Genomic DNA, 20,816 nt, shown 5'->3' on the forward strand with positions numbered 1-20,816 from the left:
AACTGCCCTAGGTCGCCTGGCTCTACTTCCGACCACCTACGTCGACTCCGCCCACACTCGCATGACGGACTTTGAGCAAGCGCGGCGATTGCGCGCCCAGCTCGGCGAGGAGCGGATCGCATGGATGGAGAAGCTGACGAAGGCCCGGGAGGCCGCACAGGCCAGCGTGGCCACGCTCGGGCAGGTGGAGGCACTGAGCTTCTTCGAGTTGGCCACCGATCGGGTGATGGGCCGTGAAGCGCAACGGGCGAGGCCCCTGAGCTGTTGATCGAGGTGTCTGACGTCTCAACCACGCTGCTCGGGGGCCTCGTTGGTCATCCATCCTGCCGCACTCGACCTGCCACATGCGCACGTGGAGTGGGTCACCCTGCTGGTTGTCATTCGTGAGGGCGACCGGCGCTGCAAGCTCCGTCCGTCTCAGCGGGCGATGGTGGCACTGGTGTACCTACGAGAGCACACCACTCTGGCGAAGATCGCCGCCGGGTTCGGGATCAGCGAGTCCACCGCCCACGCCTACACCCGCGCGATCGTCGACCTGCTCGCCGAACGAGCACCGGGTCTGCTCAAGACGCTGCGTGAGCACGATCCCGACTTCGTCCTGCTCGACGGCACCCTCGCCGAGTGCGACCGGGTCGGCGACGGTCGGGCCGACTACTCCCACAAGCACCGGCGCCATGGTGTGAACGTGCAGGTCGTCACCGATCCCGGCGGCCGGCTGCTGTGGATCTCGCCCGCGCTGCCGGGCCGCACACACGACCTGACCGCCGCCCGTACCCACTGGATCATCCGGATCTGCGAGCGCCAGGGTGTTCCCATCCTGGCCGATCTCGCCTACCAGGGCGCCGGTCCGTGGCTGACGACCGGCATCAAACGCAAGCCACTCCAGGAACTCACTCCCACCGAGAAGACCCTCAACCGGGCCCTGGCCGCAGCACGAGCACCCGTGGAACGCGGTGTCGCGAGCCTGAAGTCCTGGCGGATCTTCCGCAGGTCCCGGTGCAGCCCCAACCGCATGACGTCAATCGCCAAGGCCATCCTCACGCTGGAGAGGCAACTCTGAAGGAGCTCACTGATCCTGCAGATCTGACCAGCCATATGCACCAGGACGGCCCCTCAGAACAGCTGCGGGGCCTGTTCCTCTCTCCAAGCGGTGCACTTCATTCGAGCCGTCCGGCCACAAGAGAGCTGCAGACAGGGCCACTTGCCACGAGCCGTTCTCTCCGGCAGGCCATCCGCGATCACGAGCATCACTCCCCCCTGACCCGGCTCACGGCCTACAGAAGGGTCGTAAAGCTCGGCGATTCTTATAAAACTCGACCCTCATCTGAGGTACAGTCTTTATAAGCTCGCTGTCGACCCTTGGAGGTTCCCTTGACCCTGTCCCTTGTGAAGCCTTCCCCTGAACCCGATGAGGTTCGGGTCCAGTTGGGTGGCGTGGGGACCAGGCTGGAGCTCCTGCACGGAGTGCTGCGCGCGGGCGAGGTGGCAAGGCGCACCGCTGTCCGCAACGATCCAACGGGAACGGCGGGCCGGCGGGCCTATGAGGCGCATGTGCGGACCATCCGCGAGCTGCACATCGAGAAGGAGGGGTGGGCGCGGCTCGTCCATGGTCGGCTCGAACTTGTCTGCAATCCGGATCGATCGGTTGCGATGGGCGTGATGGCGGGCAACGCCGCCACGGGGCAGGCAAGCCTGTTCCCGAAGAACGCACGGCGCCGCGGAGCCGCCACTGAAATGGTCGCTCGCGCCAACGCCGGCGACGCCACTTCGCTCGTACAGACGGCTCTGTTCGTGGCTGGCGCTGGCTCTGAGGGGGTTGCGTTGAGCGAAGAAGAGGCCTTTGCCCTGAAGACGTGGTTCCTGCTGTCCTGTCGCACCAAGATCGGTGACACGGTACGGATCGACTGCGAGCTGTCGCAGCCGAAGGGCTTCCGGGACGGCTTCGTGATCGAATGGGGTCCGAGGATTCCGCTTCCCGCCCTGGTGATGGACGGAATCGAACTTACGAACGATGATGGACCTGAAGAGATCGACATCGCCGTCGATTTCCGCTGAGGCCCGTTGGCTGGGCGGCGAAACCTGTCGCCCTGCTGAGCACCACCAATAACTGAGGCAGCCCCCATGGTGACCCCGTCCCGCATCACACTGGCCCGCAAGCGCAGGGGTCTTACCCTTGCTGAGTTGTCGGACCGAGCTGGGGTGTCACTGCAGAGCCTGTCAAACTACGAGACAGGACGCACTACGCCCCGTCCCGACACTGTCGCCAAGATCGCCTCAGCGCTCGACTTCCCTACCGTCTTCTTCGAAGGCCCTGCGCTGGACGAGCTCCCCGCCGAGGGCATCTCGTGGCGGGCGCGGAGCAAGACCTCGGCCAGGGTCCTCGAAGCCGCGCGAGCCGCAGGCACGCTGGGTGCGATGCTTTACGAGTGGATCGACGAAAGGTTCCGCCTACCAGAAGTGAATGTGCCTTCACTGGGCAAACCTGACCCGGAAACAGCCGCTGGCATGGTTCGCACCCGCTGGGGTCTGGCGGAAGCGCCAGCGCCCAATATGGTGCATCTTCTGGAAGCACACGGAGTTCGAGTGTTTTCACTCGATCCTGACCACGCAGAGGTCGACGCCTTCGCCGTGTGGCGCGACGGTGTTCCGTTCGTATTCCTCAACACACTCAAGTCGGCCGAGCGAGGGCGCTTCGACGCGGCCCATGAACTGGGTCACCTCGTCATGCATGGTAGTGAGCACGCCTGCTCAGGGCCCGACGCCGAACGGCAAGCGAACGACTTTGCCTCCGCGTTCCTGATGCCTCGAGCGAGCGTTCTGGGACACATGCCCTCAGGTGCACACGTCGATCAGATCCTTCGCGGCAAGCGGATCTGGAACGTCTCTGCCATGGCTCTGACCTACCGGATGCACGACCTGGGACTGCTCTCCGACTGGCAGTACCGTTCTACCTGCGCCGAGTTGAGCCGTTTGGGATATCGGTCCGGTGAGCCGCAGGGCATGAGCCAGCGAGAAACGTCGCAGGTGTTGACGAAGGTCTTTACCGCGCTGCGTTCGAAGCGTGTTCGCCCTGGGTCCGTCGCGGCCGACCTGGGGCTCACTAGCGAGGAGATGAACCGACTCATGTTCGGGCTTACCCTCACGACCTTCGAAGGCAAGGGCCAGCAGGCTACGGCTGCTGCGACGCGCAGCCTATCCGTCGTCCCTTGAGGAGCGCATCCCTACGCCGGCTGTGACGAGGCATGCCATGGGGATCGGCGTCCTCTCATGGGCAACGCCTCATGGGGTTGTCGGGGTGCTGATCGATCCATGCCAGGCCTTCGGGATCGAGGTGGTGACGGGCGCGAGTGACGGCAACGTAGGCCAAGCGGGCTTCCGATTCTTTGACGGGGCCGGGCACGGGGCGGCCTGAGGAGTCCACGGCGTTGGTGTCGGGGGGCGGGGTGAAGTCGGTGGCGATGCGCACGTGGGACCATTCCCGGCCTTTGGCTTTATGGGCGGTGGAAACGGTGACCTTGGCATGGTCCTCGGGAACAAGGCGGTCGACGGCATGGAGGATGGCGTCAGGGCCGTGTTCGTCTACGAGGTTGGCGAAGGGCTGCAGATCGGCGCCAGCGGGGTCGAGCTCGGCATAGTCGCGTAGCGCGGTCCAGGTGGTGAACAGCAGTAGTTCTGGGTGGTGTGTGCGCCGTCCCCCGATAAGGTCGCGGGCGGCCTGAGCTAGGGCACGCAGAGCGCCGCCCCCACCCACCAGCGCTGTCGCCGTACCGGCATCGAGAAGCGTGAAAATTTCGGAGACAGCCCCGATGTTTGTGCGACACAGCACCGCATTAGGGCTCTCCGCGCGCCCCCCGATGCTGGTGGGGATGTCCGGGCTTCCGGTGAGCTGGATCGGAGCTCCGCTAAGGGCGAGCCAGCGGTTTGCTTCGGTAGCGAGTTCGGGGCCGAAGCGGAAGGAACGAGTCAGGGTGAGTTGACGACCAGCGAATCCAGTCATCACGTCACGGGCGCCTCGCCAGCCGTAGATGGCCTGGGCGGAGTCGCCGACCATGACGATCTGGGTGCGGACCCGCTGGGCCAGAACGACCTGCTCGAGGACGGGATTGGTGTCCTGGGCCTCGTCCAGCAGCAGGAAGTCGCAGTGCAGAACGGGCTCGGTCAAGGCCCACATCTTGAGGTAATGGTCGTGTTCGAAGCGCACCACGTCTCCGTCGGGGCTTTGTAGATCGCCCCAAACCCTTGCCGCATACGGCAGCAGGAGATCGGCGAGTTCCGCGTGAGCCTCGTCGCTATCGATGCCGCGCAGGCGCGGGACGTGATGGTGGGCGAGCTCAGTGTCGGCGGACTGACAGTAGAGGCTGACCGTCCGTAGCACCGCGTTCGAGAGGGTGGCGGGCATGAGATCGCGCCCGTGAATGCGGGTGGCACTGTTCAGACCCAGGTCTTGGCCCACTTTCCAACCGGGCCGGCGAGGGCTATTGAGGCGGTCGCGGAATCGGTATCCGAGGGCGGCGTAGGCCAGGGAGTGAGCAGTCTTGCACTGGACAGATGCAGGGAAGCGGGCGGCCGCGTCCAGAGCGATGGCTCGGTTGAAGGCGAGGTAGTGGCCTCGGCGGGCGGCCTTTTGCTCGGCGAGGAAGGCGAGTGTAGAGGTCTTGCCGGTACCGGCACCGGCCTGGATAACGAGATGGTCGCCTTCGCCGAATGCCTCCAGGGCGGCGGCCTGTTCGTCGGTGGGGCTGAAGCGCATGAAGGGGGCCCTCCGGGAGCTGTGGCGACCCCACCACACTCAAGGCGAGCGAGGACCGAGGCCTTATCTCTTACGGCAGATGCCGAAGTGAAAGTGCCAGCCGACGCGCCTACTGTCCGTGTGCGCACCATCGGGCCCCTTCGATCGAGTGTCAAGAAACCCACACGAGTACGCCCATCGAGCACACGTCCGCCCCCGGCATCCCCTTCGGGTGATCGGAGAACGGCAAGTTCAGCGCTCGGACCCTGGGGAGTCATGGCCGGTGCACAGCGGGTCGAGAAGCTCGCCCAGAGGGATGCTGAAGGCATGAGCGAGCGCGTGCCAGGTCCCGAGCGTGCCGACGGTACGACCCTGTTCGATCTCAATGAGGGTGCGGCGGGACAAGCCGCTATGGGCGGCGAGCTGGTCATAACTCCAGCCTCGATCCGCGCGCAGTCGGGCCAGGGACTGCCGCAGCGCCATCGGGTCGGGGTCTGGCGGCGGGAAGATCGTCACCTGACCATCCGAAGGTGCAGACCCCTGCCCTGGCAGTGCAGACCTCTGCCCTATTTGTGCGGGTACGGAGGCATCCCCGTCAGGGCACAGGTCTGCACTACGTTGGCACCGCCCGGAGCCGCTCGTCAGGCGGACCGGAGAAGTACCCAATCGCGGCTTGGAGGGAATCGATGACCCCAGCTCTGCCCTCGCGTGCATGGAGCGTCACGATCAGCAGCCCGGCTGGGCAGCCTGTGGCGACATGCAGCGCCTGCCCCTTGCCTATCGTGGTGACGGGGTCTACTGGGGCCCCAGAGATTCGACGGCACTTTGTGCGCCACTTGTCCGAGTCTCAACTGCCCGTGTACCTGCGAATCTGTCAGTGCCGCGAGCGGCTCTGCACATGGCATCGCCGGCAGGGGCCGTGCTCTGGGCCGCTTCGACTCTTGCTTATCCGGGCGGACCAGGGCCGGACCTGGCACCTTGCTGATGCTTGCGAAGCCTGCGCCGCCGTGATCCCTCACGCCGCTGCCGTCCCAGAACCTTCAGCACGCATCACCACTGGCCCTCGCGCACAGACCTCGAGCGGCAAAGCTGCTGCGGATGTCTCAAGTGATCACATTGAGTGGGTCGAAGTGCCCTGATGGGACAACCGAGCGGCCTGGTCTCAGTCGGCGATGACGGACCCAAGTGCTCCGCCCGGCGGGCTCTGCAAGGTCAGTTGTACGTGCGGCTGCGCTGACGTCAGTAAAGACACTCGCCCTGTTCGACGGCATCCCACCTGTCACTGGCCGCCCCAGCCGTCCCCGCGGACGTCCCGAAGCCATGCTTGGCGACAAGGGTTCCGATTCCAACCCAACCACGACGCACACCGCAAACGCCGGATCCTGCCCGTCATCTCCCCGCAGAGGCAACCCGAACGTCAAGGACATGGGCGAGTTCCGCTACGTCGTTGAGCAGGCCTTCGCGGTGCTCCACCGGCTCAATCGCCTCGCTGTCTAATGGGAACGATATACCGAACTCACGACGCCCTCGTCTCCCTGGCCTGCAGCTCAGCTGCTGGCGACACCTCAAGAGGGCCCGAACATGATCATGTTACAAGCTCTTAGGGCTTGCCGGGAATCAACACGTCGGTTTGATCTTGTTCTTGTCGAGGTCGAGGAATCTCTCGATGTCAGTCGGTGTGCGGAAGCGGGCGGTCGAGGCGGGGATGTGAACTCCGTGGGCGTCCAGGAGCGGGCGGACGTCTTTCGCTGCGCGGCTGATGGTCATGGCGGTGGTGTTGAAGAGCTGGCCCAAGAGGTCCATGGTCGCGAGTTTCCGCAGGTGGAGCACGGTGGCCAGGACTCGGTCGGCTGAGGTGAGCTTGGGTTTGGCGCCTGTGCCAGGGGCCACCAGGCGTTCGTGGCCCCTGCGGGTGCGGAGCACTTGCTCGCGTTGAATCTCCATCGCTGGAGTCAGCATGTCGATGAGTTCGTTGAGCTGCTGGCGGGTCATCCCGGTCAGTTCCGGATCCTGTAACGAACGCTGCGTGAGGCGGGCCGGTCCGTCCGCCAGGGCCTCGTCCTGTGTGCTGGTGGTGGTCGCCGTGTCCGTCGGGCGCTGGGGGTGGAGGGTGTAGTTCCAGTCGCCGTGGAAGCGGTGGCGGGTGATGGGCAGGGCGGCGATCTCCTCGTCGCTGATGCGGATGCCGGTGGGGTACTCACCGCTGTCGAGTCGGCCCGGACGGTGAGGCCGGTGCGGCTGGTGGTCGCGGCGATGGTCTGGAGCATGACTTCGTGGCTGGTCAGGGGCCTGCCTCGCCAGTTCATGGTGATGTGGGAGAACAGCCGGTGCTCGATCTTGTTCCACTTCGAGGTGCCGGGCGGAAGGTGGCACACCATGATCTCAAGGCCGGTCTCGGCGGCGAGATCGGCGAGCTGGGTCTTCCAGCCCCGGGTGCGGTAGCCGTTGGAGCCGCCACCGTCAGCGGTGATCAGCAGCCGGCGGGCGCCGGGGTAGTCGTGTTGGCCGACCGCCTGCCACCAGCGGCGGATCGAGGCGACGGCGAACGCCGCCGTGTCGTGATCGGTGCCGATGCTGACCCAACCGGTGTTCGCCGTCATGTCGTAGATTCCGTAGGGAATCGCCTTGGCGGCCTGGCCGGGGAAGTCGTGCGTCTTGACCCTCACGGGTTGTCCTGCAGGCTGCCATTCGTGCCCGGCGTTCCTGTAATCGCCGATCAGTTCCTTCTTCTTGCTGTCCACGCTGATCACCGGGTCACCGGCGTCCCTGTGGTCTCGTGCCCGCTCGTTGAGGTAGCGGAACTGGGCGTCCCTGTCGGGGTGCTGGGCACCTTCGATGGTCTTGGTGTTGGCCTGCAGGCTGAAGCCCTCCTCCCGCAGCAGACCGGCGACGGTGTCGGCGGAGACCCGGTGCCCCTGGCGGGTGAGCTCCGCCGACAGCTTCCGGGTCGACTTCGTCGTCCAGCGCAGCGGCGACATCGGGTCGCCCCGCTCGTCGGGCTCGACCAGCGCCAGCAGTGCCGGCCGCAGCCCAGAGTCCAGCTCGGCCGCCTTCTTCCGCCCTCCACCGGGATGGCGCACCCGCCCCAACGGGGCCTGACCAGAGTCCAGTTCAGCCGCCCCACGCGAGACCGTGGCCTCCCGGACCCCGGCTGCAGCGGCGACGATTTTGATGCCGCCATGCCCCAGCGACAGTGCTTCCGCCCCTATGGCCAGCCGACGCTGACGCTCGTCCAGATGTGGCAACAGCACCTGGAACTTCGCCGCCAGAACGGCCTCGATCCCCTCCGATCTCCCCATACCAGACCAACGAGCCCCACAGCTGGAAGCCACGACTTGTTTCCCGGCAAGCCCTTAGGATTGGCGTACCGCCCACATAGCCGGGGCGGAGCAGCGCAAAGTGTTCAGGAGGCGGCGTGCGGTTCGTTGTACTCGACCGGGGGGCCCGTATCCCGCTTGATCCCCGGCCGCTCGCCGTGCTGGTCAAAGACTCCTGGGACGACTTCGGATGGCGCACCATGTTCCGCCTCCTAGTCGTCGACAACCGAGGACGTCACGACATTGGCAATGTGAAGATTGCGTCGCTCGACATGGAGCCGGATGCCGAGACCGTCGTGCGGCTCCCGTCGTCTTTCACGAGGCTGTCAGACGGATACTTCTCCGTCGGGCAAGACGACACCTACTACGAGAGGCTAAACGAACTGGCCGGGAGCACCTCTGAAGCTGTGCTACGCGGGCTGCAGGACATGGCTCTGAATGAACGGGTGTTCGCCATGGCGCAGCATCAGGAGGTCACGCGCGTTTCGTTGATGCGCTCACTCAGGGCGCACACGGTCGAGGGTCAATTTCGGCGCATGGCCCGAGGGGGAGCGCGCCGCGCCTCCTTCGACATCGGCTACATCTCCCCTGTGCAAGATGGTGGCGACCGTCTTACTCTCGACTTCCAGGTTATTCCCGGTCAGCAGCCGCCGTCCAACATCCACGTTCTCACCGGCCGCAACGGGGCGGGCAAGTCTGTCTTGCTGCAGCGACTCTCGCGGGCAGTCGCAGATCCTCAAGCCGACCCCGAGGAGGTGGGATGGATCTACGAAGCAGAGGCGGAGAGGGGTGCGGAAATTCCCCGTACGGCCCTTGATGCCATTACAGGGCGTTCCTTCGCCAACCTCGTTCGGGTTTCCTTCAGTGCCTTCGACACCCCGCCCCTCCTGCCCGAGTATCCGGCGGACTTTCCTACCGTGTACGTAGGTTTGTGCCAGCCGTCCGCCCAGGGGCACACCCCGCAAATGAAGTCACAATCCCGACTCAAAAAAGAGTTCGCCGAGAGCCTGGATATCTGCCTCGGCACCGCCGAGTTGCACGAGCGGTGGATGGCCGCCCTGCGGACCCTGTCGTACTCGGGTAGCGGTCTGTTGCCCGAGGGGTGGTTGAGCGCGTACATCCGAATCAACCCCACCGCTCGCCGACGCACTGTGGCCCGCAGCCTGTTCAACTCGCTCAGTTCCGGCCACAAGGTCGTCCTGCTGACCATGACCCGGCTTGTCGAGAACGTCGGCGAGCGCACTCTGGTTCTCATCGATGAGCCGGAAACGCACTTGCATCCCCCTATGCTTGCGGCGTTCGTCCGAGCTCTGTCGGATCTCTTGACTGACCGCAACGGACTCGCGATCGTCGCCACGCACTCCCCGGTAGTCCTCCAAGAAGTCCCATCCGACTGTGTATGGAAGCTGCTGCGTCACGGCGATCAGTTCACCGCGCACCGGCCGACCATCGAGACCTTCGGCGAGAACGTCGGCGTCCTCACTCACGAGGTCTTCGGCCTGGAGGTCACTGACACCGGGTTCCACCGCGATCTCAGCCGCACGGTCGATGACGGGCTTTCCTACGAGGAGATCCTCGAACGTTTCCGGGGCCGGCTGGGCGGCGAGGCGCGCATCATCGCCCGCTCGTTGATTGCCGCGCGTGGCACCCGTTCCGCCGACGACGGTCTGCAGGGTGACCACTGAATGATCCCTATGGTCAAGCCCAGCCTGGACGCCAGCACTGTGTATGACGTCTGCACAGCCACAGCCCGTCCTACTGGCGTTCGCAAGGCGCTGCAAGGGCTTAAGGAAACTGTTGTAAAGGCGGCGACCGCATACGAGGTCGCCGCAGCCCAGCAGGCCCAGCACACCCTCAATCACCTCAAACATCAGCCTGAGGGCGAGTCGGCCGCCAAGGGCGGTATCAACGAAGAGCTGAAGAAGACCTATGTCAACCGCATGGTTGGCGGGGCCGGACGCTCTGTCTACGACAAACTTCGCGGCAGCTGCCACGGGCTGTGCGCCCTATGCGGGCATGGTGCCGCGGATACCCTCGACCATCAGCTGCCGAAGGACTCCTTCCCGCTGCTGTCCGTCGTCCCCGTTAACCTCGTCCCGGCCTGCTCTAGGTGCAACCATAAAAAGAAGGAGGAGGCACCGACGCACGCGGGTGACCAGACCCTCCACCCGTACTTCGACGGGGATGTCCACGATCATCTGTGGTTGTTTGCTCGGATCACCGGCCCCCCTAAGCCCTCAGTGATCTTCTACGTCGACCCTCCAGCGGACATGCCGCCCGCCTTTGCCGCGCGTGCCCGCCACCACTTCGCCACGCTGGAACTGTCGGTCCTCTACAACTCGCAGATCGCCTACGAGCTGCGCTCCCTCGGCATGAGCCTGGCCAAACACCCCTTGCCGCCTGCAGAGCTGCGAGAGCACCTGCAGGAGACCGCAGAGATCAAGGCCGCTGTCGAGGGGCGTAACTCCTGGAAGGCGGCGCTGTACCGAGGGCTCGTTGACAGCGCCTGGTATGTGGAAGGCGGTTGGGAAGAGCCCTGGAAGTGATACCCAAAACCGTTGCCCACATACTGCCGTCATGGTCGGTGAAAACGATGGAGTCAATGCTGGGGTCTCGCCTCCGATATCTTTGCAGGAACGACTGAGCAGCAGTCGGATAGGATCCGCGCAGCCGCGGTGGCGGGGATGCCGGCCGGATGGCGTCGGAAGCGCCCTCGCAGCCCCTGGGTGGCGGGCGGAGTGGGCATGGCGACCGGGAGGTGTTGCGCCACGGTCGCGTTCGTAAGTCGGAACTGAAAGTTGCTGACCTATTCAAGACCTCCACGAGGCCTCCTCCGTTATAGGTCGAGAGGGCTTTCAACTCAAGGAATTGCTACTCGATCATCCTGAATGCGAGCAGCAATGTGGTCAGTAGAGTCAGCGTTCCGAAGAACGCCGCAGCGCTACCACCCTTGAGTGATGTGAGCATGCCCGATGCGCCTCCGTCGAGCAGGTCGATGATCAATCTCACCAGCCCGACGATGAGCGCCGCCTCTGTCAGGGTGAGCAGCATGAGTATGTTGATCTTGCTCATCTTCGAGTTTTCCTCCTAGGTCGTGTTGACTTCCGCTGATCACTATCCAGCACCGGAGGAGGCATAGTTGGGGCCCGAGATGGGCCGAGACGGGAGCGAGACGAGTCGAGACCCGCTTCATGAAGGAGCACAGTTGGTAGATGAGGATGTTCATCCCGCGGTGCGCGCGTTTGCTGCGGCCGTGCGGGACTTCCGTCACGGAGCCGGCGCCAGGGGGCAATACAGGGCAACGGCCAAGGCCACCGGAGTCGGGGAGTCGACCATCAAGGCCATGGTCTCGCCCACACGCCCTCGGCTACCCAGCCAGGAGACCATGAGGCTGGTCGCAGTGGCAGTGGGGAGGTAACCCTGGGACGTGGCTTAGGCGACTGGATCACGCCCGTCGCGAGAGCCGCCGGAAGCCCTCGGACAACTCCGGCGTCGAACCTAAAACCGCTCCAGCGCTCGGCCCGGGAGAGACCCGCAATCTCCATGTCCCGCCGCAACTCAACCACGTACAGGAGGAGGTCACGAGGTTTCAGATCTTGAGCAAGTTAGCGCGGTCGAGCCACAAGGAGCTGATGCGCACATTGAATATCCTAATCGCCGAGATGGGGTCGGATTCTCCGTATATTCTCACTGCATTCACGCGACCTCCGATCCCTGCAGGTCGAATCACCGAGATTTGGAACGACAAGTTGTCCATCTCGAATGACGTCACTCCTATCTATAGCGACTGGATGAACATCCTCTATGCGATTGAGGATTTCTTGCGGTACGTGAAGGAGACCGAGGCCAGTGAGGTCAGTGCAGCCAGGGAGTGGGCGCGACGAACGGCGGGCTTCGTGCAGGAGTTCCGCTGCCTTCAGGCTGAAATTCTGGCTAAGCATCGGCATGTTGAGTAAGCTCCGCCCCTTCAAGAGGTCGTCTCTATTGGCTCGGTCGTCTGTGGACTGTGGTGCCTCCTCTTGTAACTGCCGGTTCTCGGCGAACGCGTAGGACATTGTGGATGCGAAGACCCGCCTCGCGGTGGCGGCCCGCCCAGTGCCCGGCGCCATCGCGGACGCGAAGGCCTGGCGCGACCCCTGCCTCGCCGAGCGCTACCAAGGGGTGACTGTGCTCGGCGACGACGCCTATATCGACACCGGCCTGATCTTCCCGCCTCGCAAACGGCCCGGACGGGCGCTGCTGAAAGGTGAGAAGAGGGCAACGCCGCCTACTCCAAGGTTCGTGCTCGCGTGGATGACCCCTTCTCTCGAACGAAGAAATACGAGATCCTGCGGGACTGCCGACAGCATGGGAACGGTCTGCGCCACGCGGTCTAGGCCGTTGTGCGCATGCACAACCTCGCCCTCGCCGCATGACCGGCCAGGTCAACCGCCCCCTCCAACTGCCTGATCAAGGCCTCCTGTAACGCCTCTCAGGCGCAGTCTCTTTGGTCAGCGTCAGGTCCAGATAAGGTTCGGCTTCATTGCTGCGGCCGTCACTGTGGGGGTGGCAGACTGGACTGCATGGGGGGATCACCAACAAAGGCCTGGGCGCAATTCAAAGCCCGTGTAGAGGAACTAGGTGGCGAGGTGCTCGAGCCGAAGTGGCTCGGCAGCGCTATCAAGCATCGAGTTCGATGCCCGAAGGGGCACGAGACCGAAGCAATCCCGAACAGAGTGCAACAAGGTCAGGGCATGTGCCGACCTTGCTCCGGCAGTGATCCGGCTACAGCCTGGGCAGCGTTCAGGAATCGAGTAAGGGAGCTCGGCGGAACCGTCGTCGAGTTGGAGTGGCTCGGGAAGGACGTGCGCCACCAGGTGATCTGCCCGAAGGGACATCCGTGTAATCCTCGCCCCGGCTATGTACGCGACGGTGGGGGCATCTGCTCGGTGTGCTCTGCTAATGATCCATTAACAGCCTGGGCGGCGTTCAAGGCTCGGGTGAAGGAGCTCGGTGGAACCGTCGTGGAGCCGGAGTGGCTGGGGAAGGCAAAGCCCCATCGCATCATCTGTAGAAATGGCCATTCTTTTAGTCCCACTCCGAACAATATTCGCACTGGTTCAGGTCGATGCCTTAGGTGCGTCGGCATTGACCCTGTCGCATGTTGGGAGTGGTTCAAAGCTCGGGTGAAGGAGTTCGGCGGCCTCGTCGTGGAGCCGGCGTGGCTGGGTGACGGAACGGCACATCAACTGATCTGCCGTGAAGGTCATCGGACCAAGACCATCCCCAGTGGTGTCAAGCAAGGGCAAGGAATCTGCCGGCGTTGTGCGGGCAAGACGTGGGACGTGTTCTACGTCGTAGAGAGCGCGAACCACGTGAAGTTCGGGATCACTTCCGGAGATCCTCGCCCCAGGCTGCGGACTCATGCGAGGGATGGCTTCACTGCCGAGCTTCGCGTCATCCGGGACCTTCCGGGTGATTTCGCGCCCGACTTGGAAACCAGCGTGCTGTTGGCCCTCGCCGACGAGGGCCTGAAGCCAGTGCGAGGACGGGAGTACTTCCCAATCACGGCCACTCCGCTGATTCTGTCCGTCGTCGACTAAGTGACCGTCAGCATCCAGTTTCCGATACTGGTCGTCATTCGCAATCCGCGCGTTCGGTGATTCCTGACGCAGCGCCACATGAGATGACGTCCAGTACACCTGAGCGACGTATCTCTCGTGGTCCTGCGAGGAGTGGCGGCCCTCGTTCACGCGCTGTTCGGCCGGGTTCGGCAAGACCATCACGGCGGCCCGCAGGCGTACGGCCGTTCGGGCCGACGAGGCGCCCGGGACCCTTGTCTCCCGCAATCTGCTGGGTTCCCCCCGGGCGGCGACCCCGGAGAGCATAGGATTCCGGAAATATCGATCATGGGCCGCGCAGCCTGGGGGACTCCTTCCCGGAGAAGAGGGCGCCGCGGCCCCGTCGGCGGGGGAATCTGTGTACTTGGCGCATCTTCGGGTCGAGAACTTCCGGGTCTTCGGAGCTGCGGCCCAGAGCGAGGGCGAGACGGACGCGTCGCTGGACCTGTCGTTCACGGCCGGGACGAACGTGCTCGTCGGCGAGAACGACAGCGGGAAGACGGCGATCATCGACGCGATCCGACTGTGCCTGCAGACCGCGGCGACGGACTACTACCGGGTCTCCCAGGACGACTTCCACCTCGGGAAGGACGGGCGGGCGGAGACTTTCACCATTGTGTGCGCGTTCACCGCCCTGTCGACCGAGGAGCAGGCGGTCTTCCTGGAACTACTCACCCACGACCGCGGCGGCGCTGCCTGGCTCTGCGTGACGTTCAAGGCCCAGCGGATGGACCCGGTCCGGAACCGGGTCTCGGTCACCACTCGGACCGGACCGGACGGCAACGGCCCCGCCCTGGACGGCGCCGCACGCGAACTCCTGCGCGCCACCTACCTGCGCCCCCTTCGCGACGCGGAGGCGGAACTGCGCTCGGGCCGCGGATCACGGCTGTCTCAGATCCTCGCCGGCTACCCGGCGATGAAGGAGCAGGGTATCGATGACTACGACTCCGAAGGCGATGATCCTCCGTCCACTCTGGTGGGGATCCTGCGCCGCGCCGAGCACGACATCCGATGCAATGATGCCGTCTCTGATGTGAGCCAGGACATCAACTCGGCTTACCTGCAGCGGTTCGCCATTGGCGACGACGTCCTGCGCGCCAAAATCAGCGTCGCCACTGACGCGACGCTGGCCCGCGCGTTGGAACGGCTCGAACTGAATCTCTTCGCTGAGTCCGACGAGTGGACGCGCCGCGGACTCGGCTACAACAACGCTCTGTTCATGGCCGCCGAGCTCCTTCTGCTGGGCAAGAGCGAACTGGCACCTTTGCTGCTGATCGAGGAGCCCGAAGCGCACCTCCACCCCCAGCTCCAGACCCGGATCATGGATCTGCTCCGCGAGAAGGCTCAGGAGCCGCAGGAAAGTGACCGAGCCCCGGTCCAGGTCATCCTCACCACACATAGCCCCAACCTCGCCTCATCGACATCCGTCGAATGTCTGACCCTCGTCGTCGGGGGCCGCACCTTTCCGCTGCGGCGCGGTATCACGCACCTGACCGGCGAGGACTACGCGTTCCTGACCCGGTTCCTGGACGTCACCAAGGCCAACATGTTCTTCGCCCGGGGCCTGGCGATGGTTGAGGGCGACGCCGAGGCTATCTTCCTGCCCGCTCTCGCCTCCGCCCTGGGCATGCCCTTCAACGAGCACGGCGTCAGCGTGGTCAACGTCGGCCACGTCGGTCTGTTCCGGTACAGCCGCGTCTTCCAGCGCTCCGGCGAGCAGATCCCCGTCCCCATCGCCTGCGTCCGCGACCGCGATCTCGTCCCCGCCGGCACCTCGGCGGAGATGCGCGGCGGCCTGAAGTGCTGGGACGAGATGACGGAGCCGGAGATCGCCGCGCACGTCGCGGACCTCGCCAGCGACGACGGCGGGCCGGTGAAGACCTTCGTGTCGAACTGGTGGACGCTGGAGTACGACCTCGCCGTCACCTCATGGACCATGGCCAGGCTGATGCACCGCGCGGTGAAGCTCGCATCCGTTGCAGAACGGTCCTGGCCGGACGCCGCCAAGACCAATCAGGTCATCGCGCGGGCCGACAAGGATGTCGACGAGTGGGAAGGCCAGGACCTCACTTTGGAACAGGCTGCCCTGAAGATCTACAGACCGCTTAAGCTCGACAGAGCCAGCAAGTCGATTACCGCGCAGTTCGCCGCGCAGCTCCTCGCCTCCACCTCGCTAACGGAGAGTGACGTCCCGCCTTATCTGGTCGATGCCTTCAAGCACCTGTGCGGCGAGGTGGCCCCGTGACCCGCAGCTACCTGCCCGATGCCTTCGCCACGCACAAAGTGGAGGCCATGGTGAAGCTTCTCGAACTCGACCCGCTCGACGCCGAGCAGTGGGACTTCCTGCAGAGCGAAACCACACAGGACCTCCAGGCCGCCCCGGGGTCGGGCAAGACCACCTTGATCGGGCTCAAGCTCGCACTCATGGCCGATGCATGGACCTCCGCGACGTGCGGGGTGTGCGTGCTGTCCCACACCAACACGGCCAAGAACGAGATCGCCGACCGGGTGGCCTCCCTCGCCACGGGGCGGAGCCTGCTGCGCTACCCGCACTTCATCGGCACCATCCAGTCCTTCGTGCACACCTTCTTCTCGCTGCCGGCCGTGCGGGCCAAGGGCGTCGAGGTCCGGTCCGTCGACGACGCGGCCTTCGAGACCGCAGCAATCAGGCTCCTGCAGCACCCCAACTACTCCACCTTGCGCAGCTACGTGGAACGCCAGCGCGACGGCACCGGCATCGTCACCGGGGCGACGCTCACCTACAAGGAAGGCGAACTCGTGGTCACCGGCGCGACCAGGGAACCCCCCTTCCGCGCTGAGACAAACAGTGGCAAGCAGTTGTCCAGCCTCAAGTGGACTCTGGCCCGCCGCGGTGTCTTCCGCTACCAGGACATGTACGCCATCGCCCAGCAGTACCTCGCCGAGCACCCCGGCATCGTCCCGGCCGTCTCCTCGCGCTTCCCGTTCGTTCTCCTCGACGAGATGCAGGACACCAGCGCCACCCAGCACGAACTGCTGGACCTCGTCTTCGCCTCCTCGCCCACCGTGGTGCAGCGGGTAGGCGACACCAACCAGGGCATCTACAGTGATGCCGGAGCCGTGAGCGGACCTGCCTCGTTCCCGCTGGCTGGCGCCGCGGAGCTGCCAGTCAGCCGCCGCTTCGGGCCGCAGATCGCGGCAGTGGCCAGCCGCCTGGCGGTCCGGCGCCCTCAGCAAGTCCACGGAGCCGGTCCCGAGGGCCAGGTGGCGGTATTGCTGTTCGACGAGGCCACAGCGACCGACGTCGTGCCGACCTTCGAACGCATGGCCGCCGCGACCGTACCCGAAGACGTCCTCCTCAGGCGTCCGCCGCGTGTACTGGGCGCGCGGCAAGGCCGGGGAGGCTCCTCGGCCTACCCACAGTCGATCTCCTGCTATGTGCCCGACTACACCCCGCCCGGCCGGCCGACGGCCCACCGCGCTCTGATCGACGCGGTCCGCGCGGCAGGGACCCAGTGGACGTCCGGCGCGGACAGCCACGAAGCGGCCACTGAGTTGTGGAACGCCCTGCGTGCGTCCTTCGCGCCCCTGACCGGCGAAGGGCTACCGGCGCTGGGCCGCCTTGAGAGGTCTGCGGCGACCCCCGGCGGCAGGGTGCGGATCCTGCTGCGCGAACTCCTCGTCCACGGAGCCGCGTTCGACGAGGCGGGCTGGGGCATGGTCACCGAGCATCTGACCGTCCAGATGAAGCTGCTCGCCGACCGGCCGCTGAAGGCCGTCGGCCTGGAGTTCACCCCCGCGGCCGAGGCGGCCGCAGCAGCGGGCGGCGTCCCGAGGAGCTCCGCCGCAGTGTCGGCGGTGCGGGCCGTACCCGGGACCATTCAGAGTGCGAAGGGCGAGACTCATGCGGCGACGCTGATCCTGGAGTGCCTCGAGAAGAACGGCAAGAAGTTTGACGTGACCGAGGCGCTCCGCATGGTCGCGGAGGGGAGCGACCCCCAGCGGGAGCTGAAGAGTGTCCAGGCCGCTGTCCAACTCATCTTCGTCGGAGCGACGCGCCCCACCCACCTGCTGGTGCTCGCGGCCCACCGCGACCGCGGCAAGCGGTACGCAGAAGCGATGATCGACATGGGCTGGGACCTCCGAGACCTCACCGAGCACTGACCCTGCGTCCATCCCGGCGGAACCGTCCCGCCCGCTGGCTGGGGGCGTCTCCGTCACCTTGCGGGTTGGGCCCGCTGGTTGGCCAGTCCCCAGTACGCCGACAGCGGCGTCAGGACCACCACCATCGGCGATCTTCGCGTCTCCCACCTCAGAATCGAGCAGCGCAAGATCCGAGAACGAGTGCTCGGCATCGTTGAGTAACCCTTGCGGGTGAAGCAGTGAGTGCTTCGAAATGTGTCAGCCAACCACTACGACCCGGTCGGCCCTGGGATGCCAAGCACGAGGCTAATGCCAGATCAAACGCCCGGAACGTGACAAGCCATCTGTCTCATGAGACATGCTGAACGCGAAGAACACTTCCACGCCGATCATGTGCGCGGGCTGCCGGGAGTGCTCAGGGGCAGGGCGGTGGGCGCGATTCAGACGACGAGCCTCGAAGAGCCGCCCGGACAGGCCGCGTTCGTACGGAGGGCGGCGGCCTTGGCGGGGGTCCCGACCATGCGGGCCGTGGCCGGTGAGCGCCGCCGGTGGGGCCCGGTCGAGTGGCGGGTCCTCTGGCCGCGACCCGGGCGCGAGGGAGCGGGCGAGGCGGTGGCAGGGGAGGCGAACGACTCCAGCGTCACCCTGCGCGTGCGAGCGGCCGGAGGGCTGTCCTTGCTGCTGCTCGGGGATCTCGAACCCCCGGCTCAGCGGGAGTTGCTGCGCGGTCGGGAGGCTCCGGGCCCGGTGGACGTCCTCAAGGTGGCCCACCACGGTTCGGCGTTCCAGGACGCCGGGCTGCTCCACACCGTACGGCCGAGACTGGCGCTGATCTCCTGCGGAGCGGACAACCCGTACGGCCACCCCTCGCCCCGTACGGTGGCCGCTCTCGGGGCGGCGGGGGCGCGGGTCCTGCGTACCGACACCGACGGCCCGATCGCGGTGGCGGGCGCGGGGAAGGAACTGCGGGCGGTGGGCCGCTCATGACACCGCGGGACCGGCTCCGCCCGGCAGCCCGCACAAGGTCCCCCACCGCTCGCACAAGGTCCCCCACCGCTCGCGTAAGGCCCCCCGCTGCCCGCTGCCCGCTGCCCGCTGCCCGCTGCCCGCTGCTCGGCCGCCCAGCAGCCCGCCGCTTGGCCGCCCAGCAGCCCGCGCAAGGCTCCCCGCCCTCGGCCCGCGGCTTCCCGCCCCATCCCGGCCCGCGGCTCCTCTCCGGGGCTGGTCGGCCTGCTTGTTCCGCCCCTCCCGTCCCCGAGGCCGGGGGCACGGTCAGACCAGCCAGGTTCCGGTGTGCATCAGGTCGCGGTCGGCGAGTTCGTTCTCCTCACGCCAGGCGCGCACGGTACGGGGGGTGACACGCAGAAACACCCAGCGCGGGCCGTGCGGTCTCCAGCCCCGGAGTTTCGCGGCGAAGGCGTCCTTGGTCGCGGTGGGAAGGTCCGCCGCTTCCACGATCCGCGCCTCGCCCTCGATCAGCACCACGTCGCGTGTGTGGCCCAGGGTGATCCGGATCGGTCCGCGGGGAGTCGCGTTGACGGCCGTCGGGTTGGTCCGCCGGGTGGCCATCACCAGCGTGCCGGTGCCGTCCTCCCAGAGGAACGACAGCGGCACCAGGGTGGGAACGCCGTCCGGGGACGCCGTCGCCACCCATGCGTCCTCGTCCTGCCGCAGGCGCTCCAGGACGTCCTGCGTGCGCTGCTCCCGGCTGCGCGGGGGTTCGTACTCGGTCATGATCGACACGCTAGAGGGCGACCACCGCTCCGCGCCTCGGGCCGGCGGTCTCGGGCAGAAGTCCTAAGGCTCCGCGAATGTCGGCTCCATGAATTCGGACCTTCGGTAACACCTCTGTACAACTCCTTCCGATGCTCTGCGTGTGCCTCGAACGCCGCATCAGTGATCGAATGCATGCTCGTCGGCGGGCCGCTGATCCGACGAAGACGTCCACCTGTCAGGGCCACGAAGTGCGCAGCGCCCCTGGGGGTACGGAAGAGATGTTCGGCCGTTGGCTGGGAATCAGAGGCCAGGCGGGTGGGCGCGGTGGGGCCCTCGCCGGAATCCAGGTGCCCCGTACCGCGGGAGTCCTCAGCTGCCGGGTGCTGGATCCGGTCAACGAGCCGGTTCAGCAGGCCGGCTTCGTGGTGACCGACAGCGTCGGCCGCAAGGTGGCCGCCGGTGAGACGGACCCCTTCGGCGGTCTTCTCGCCACGGTTCCGGCCGGTGACTACCGGCTTGCGGTCAAGGCCGAGGGGTTCACCCCGTTCCACGGGGCGGCCACGGTGACCGAGGGGGCGCACGCCACCCTGGGCGATGTGACCCTCCAGGTGGCGCGGCCCCCGCAGCTGCCCGAACCCGGCGACTGGGACATCGAGCCGAACCACTCGCAGATCGGCTTCACCGCCCGGCACATCGGGCTGGCCCGCGTTCACAGCAGGTTCAACACCTTCGCCGGGGCGGTCCGGATCGCCGACCGCATGGAGGACTCCGCCATGCATGTGGTCATCGACGCGGCGTCGATCGACACCCATGCGCAGATGCGTGACGACCACCTGCGTTCCAGCGACTTCCTCGACGTCGGCCGCTGTCCGACGCTGGAGTTCTACAGTGAACGCTTCGTCCACCGGGGCGGCAACCGCTGGGGTGTCACCGGTGCGCTGACCCTGCACGGTGTCAGCCGTACCGTGACGCTGGACACCCGCTATCTCGGTCTCGGCAACGGTCTGGAGGGCGAGACGCGCGCCGCCTGCCGGGCCACCACCGAGCTGCACCGCGAGGACTTCACCCTCACCTGGCAGACCATGCTGGCGCGCGGGATCGCGGTCGTGGGGCCCAGCATCAGCATCGATCTGGACATCCAGATCGTTCCCCGGGGCTGAACGGGCCGAGTCGTTCACCGGAGCCGAGCGTCCTGACTCCGTCGGTCCGAGCCGAGCGTCCTGAGTCCGTCGGTCCGAGCCGAGCGCCCCGAGCTTGTGGGCGTGAGCCGGGCCGGTCGGCCTCAGCCCGTCTGCCTGAGCCCGCCGGTCGGAGTCTGTCGGTCTGCGCCCG

The 20,816-nt window shown here is 65.9% G+C and carries 15 protein-coding genes and 3 pseudogenes; 13 read left to right on the forward strand and 5 right to left on the reverse strand.

The genetic code is table 11. The annotated features are described in order from the left end of the window. Positions 1–61: 61 nt before the first annotated feature. The 4 genes from KME66_RS24055 (at position 62) to KME66_RS24070 (ending at position 3,210) form a co-directional block, all read left to right on the forward strand. The gene (locus KME66_RS24055) at positions 62–268 is read left to right on the forward strand and encodes a hypothetical protein (protein ID WP_216325798.1); all 207 of its coding nucleotides are present in this window, start codon (positions 62–64) and stop codon (positions 266–268) included. Positions 269–310: 42 nt separating this feature from the next. Then, positions 311–1,060, forward strand: coding sequence for a transposase family protein (locus KME66_RS24060; protein WP_216325801.1), 750 nt, complete (start codon positions 311–313; stop codon positions 1,058–1,060). Between the two features lie 311 nt (positions 1,061–1,371). Next, the gene (locus tag KME66_RS24065) at positions 1,372–2,055 is read left to right on the forward strand and encodes a hypothetical protein (protein WP_253208464.1); all 684 of its coding nucleotides are present in this window, start codon (positions 1,372–1,374) and stop codon (positions 2,053–2,055) included. A gap of 66 nt (positions 2,056–2,121) precedes the next feature. Continuing rightward, on the forward strand, positions 2,122–3,210 hold the full coding sequence (locus tag KME66_RS24070) for an ImmA/IrrE family metallo-endopeptidase (protein ID WP_216325803.1): 1,089 nt from the start codon (positions 2,122–2,124) through the stop codon (positions 3,208–3,210). Between the two features lie 55 nt (positions 3,211–3,265). Here the strand turns inward: KME66_RS24070 and KME66_RS24075 are convergent, their stop codons facing one another. From KME66_RS24075 to KME66_RS24085, 3 genes and pseudogenes are all read right to left on the reverse strand, one after another. After that, positions 3,266–4,750, reverse strand: coding sequence for a UvrD-helicase domain-containing protein (locus KME66_RS24075; RefSeq protein ID WP_216325806.1), 1,485 nt, complete (start codon positions 4,748–4,750; stop codon positions 3,266–3,268). A gap of 231 nt (positions 4,751–4,981) precedes the next feature. Then, positions 4,982–5,245 (reverse strand): helix-turn-helix transcriptional regulator, encoded by a 264-nt coding sequence (locus KME66_RS24080; protein ID WP_216325809.1) that lies wholly within the window; start codon positions 5,243–5,245, stop codon positions 4,982–4,984. A gap of 1,101 nt (positions 5,246–6,346) precedes the next feature. After that, a pseudogene (locus KME66_RS24085) lies at positions 6,347–8,028 on the reverse strand (ISAzo13 family transposase). Positions 8,029–8,144: 116 nt separating this feature from the next. Between KME66_RS24085 and KME66_RS24090 the strand changes: the two are divergent. Both KME66_RS24090 and KME66_RS24095 read left to right on the forward strand, forming a co-directional pair. Continuing rightward, the gene (locus KME66_RS24090; protein WP_253208465.1) at positions 8,145–9,731 is read left to right on the forward strand and encodes an AAA family ATPase; all 1,587 of its coding nucleotides are present in this window, start codon (positions 8,145–8,147) and stop codon (positions 9,729–9,731) included. Positions 9,732–9,740: 9 nt separating this feature from the next. Beyond that, entirely contained in the window at positions 9,741–10,592 is an 852-nt protein-coding gene (locus tag KME66_RS24095; RefSeq protein ID WP_216325811.1) for an HNH endonuclease, read from the forward strand. A 325-nt stretch (positions 10,593–10,917) separates the two neighbouring features. On the opposite strand, the gene KME66_RS24100 is transcribed toward KME66_RS24095, so the two are convergent. Next, the gene (locus KME66_RS24100) at positions 10,918–11,118 is read right to left on the reverse strand and encodes a hypothetical protein (protein WP_216325814.1); all 201 of its coding nucleotides are present in this window, start codon (positions 11,116–11,118) and stop codon (positions 10,918–10,920) included. Positions 11,119–11,642: 524 nt separating this feature from the next. Here KME66_RS24100 and KME66_RS24105 point away from each other — a divergent pair. The 6 genes and pseudogenes from KME66_RS24105 to KME66_RS24125 all read left to right on the forward strand — a co-directional run. Beyond that, positions 11,643–12,002, forward strand: a complete 360-nt coding sequence (locus tag KME66_RS24105) for a hypothetical protein (RefSeq protein ID WP_216325817.1) — start codon at positions 11,643–11,645, stop codon at positions 12,000–12,002. A 52-nt stretch (positions 12,003–12,054) separates the two neighbouring features. Beyond that, positions 12,055–12,422, forward strand: a pseudogene (locus KME66_RS34590) (transposase family protein); the annotation flags it as partial. A gap of 789 nt (positions 12,423–13,211) precedes the next feature. Beyond that, positions 13,212–13,628 (forward strand): hypothetical protein, encoded by a 417-nt coding sequence (locus tag KME66_RS24110; RefSeq protein ID WP_216325820.1) that lies wholly within the window; start codon positions 13,212–13,214, stop codon positions 13,626–13,628. 382 nt (positions 13,629–14,010) lie between these two features. Next, the gene (locus tag KME66_RS24115) at positions 14,011–15,891 is read left to right on the forward strand and encodes an AAA family ATPase (protein WP_216325823.1); all 1,881 of its coding nucleotides are present in this window, start codon (positions 14,011–14,013) and stop codon (positions 15,889–15,891) included. Next, positions 15,888–17,789 carry a UvrD-helicase domain-containing protein gene (locus KME66_RS24120; protein WP_216325826.1) on the forward strand — a complete coding sequence of 634 codons (1,902 nt, stop codon included), beginning with the start codon at positions 15,888–15,890 and terminating at the stop codon, positions 17,787–17,789. The genes KME66_RS24115 and KME66_RS24120 overlap by 4 nt, the downstream gene beginning before the upstream one ends. A 354-nt stretch (positions 17,790–18,143) precedes the next feature. Beyond that, positions 18,144–18,755, forward strand: a pseudogene (locus KME66_RS24125) (ComEC/Rec2 family competence protein); the annotation flags it as partial. A gap of 285 nt (positions 18,756–19,040) precedes the next feature. On the opposite strand, the gene KME66_RS24130 reads toward KME66_RS24125, so the two are convergent. Next, entirely contained in the window at positions 19,041–19,502 is a 462-nt protein-coding gene (locus KME66_RS24130; protein WP_216325829.1) for a pyridoxamine 5'-phosphate oxidase family protein, read from the reverse strand. A 260-nt stretch (positions 19,503–19,762) separates the two neighbouring features. Here KME66_RS24130 and KME66_RS24135 point away from each other — a divergent pair, with 260 nt between their 5' ends. Continuing rightward, on the forward strand, positions 19,763–20,644 hold the full coding sequence (locus tag KME66_RS24135) for a YceI family protein (RefSeq protein WP_216325833.1): 882 nt from the start codon (positions 19,763–19,765) through the stop codon (positions 20,642–20,644). The last annotated feature ends 172 nt before the right edge of the window (positions 20,645–20,816 follow it).

It is taken from the genome of Streptomyces sp. YPW6, assembly GCF_018866325.1.
Lineage (GTDB): Bacteria > Actinomycetota > Actinomycetes > Streptomycetales > Streptomycetaceae > Streptomyces.

Coding starts and splice junctions, on each gene's coding strand:
- KME66_RS24055 (WP_216325798.1), top strand. CDS start 62: ATGACGGACTTTGAGCAAGCGCGGCGATTGCGCGCCCAGCTCGGCGAG.
- KME66_RS24070 (WP_216325803.1), top strand. CDS start 2,122: ATGGTGACCCCGTCCCGCATCACACTGGCCCGCAAGCGCAGGGGTCTT.
- KME66_RS24075 (WP_216325806.1), bottom strand. CDS start 4,750: ATGCGCTTCAGCCCCACCGACGAACAGGCCGCCGCCCTGGAGGCATTC.
- KME66_RS24095 (WP_216325811.1), top strand. CDS start 9,741: ATGGTCAAGCCCAGCCTGGACGCCAGCACTGTGTATGACGTCTGCACA.
- KME66_RS24100 (WP_216325814.1), bottom strand. CDS start 11,118: ATGAGCAAGATCAACATACTCATGCTGCTCACCCTGACAGAGGCGGCG.
- KME66_RS24130 (WP_216325829.1), bottom strand. CDS start 19,502: ATGACCGAGTACGAACCCCCGCGCAGCCGGGAGCAGCGCACGCAGGAC.
- KME66_RS24135 (WP_216325833.1), top strand. CDS start 19,763: ATGTTCGGCCGTTGGCTGGGAATCAGAGGCCAGGCGGGTGGGCGCGGT.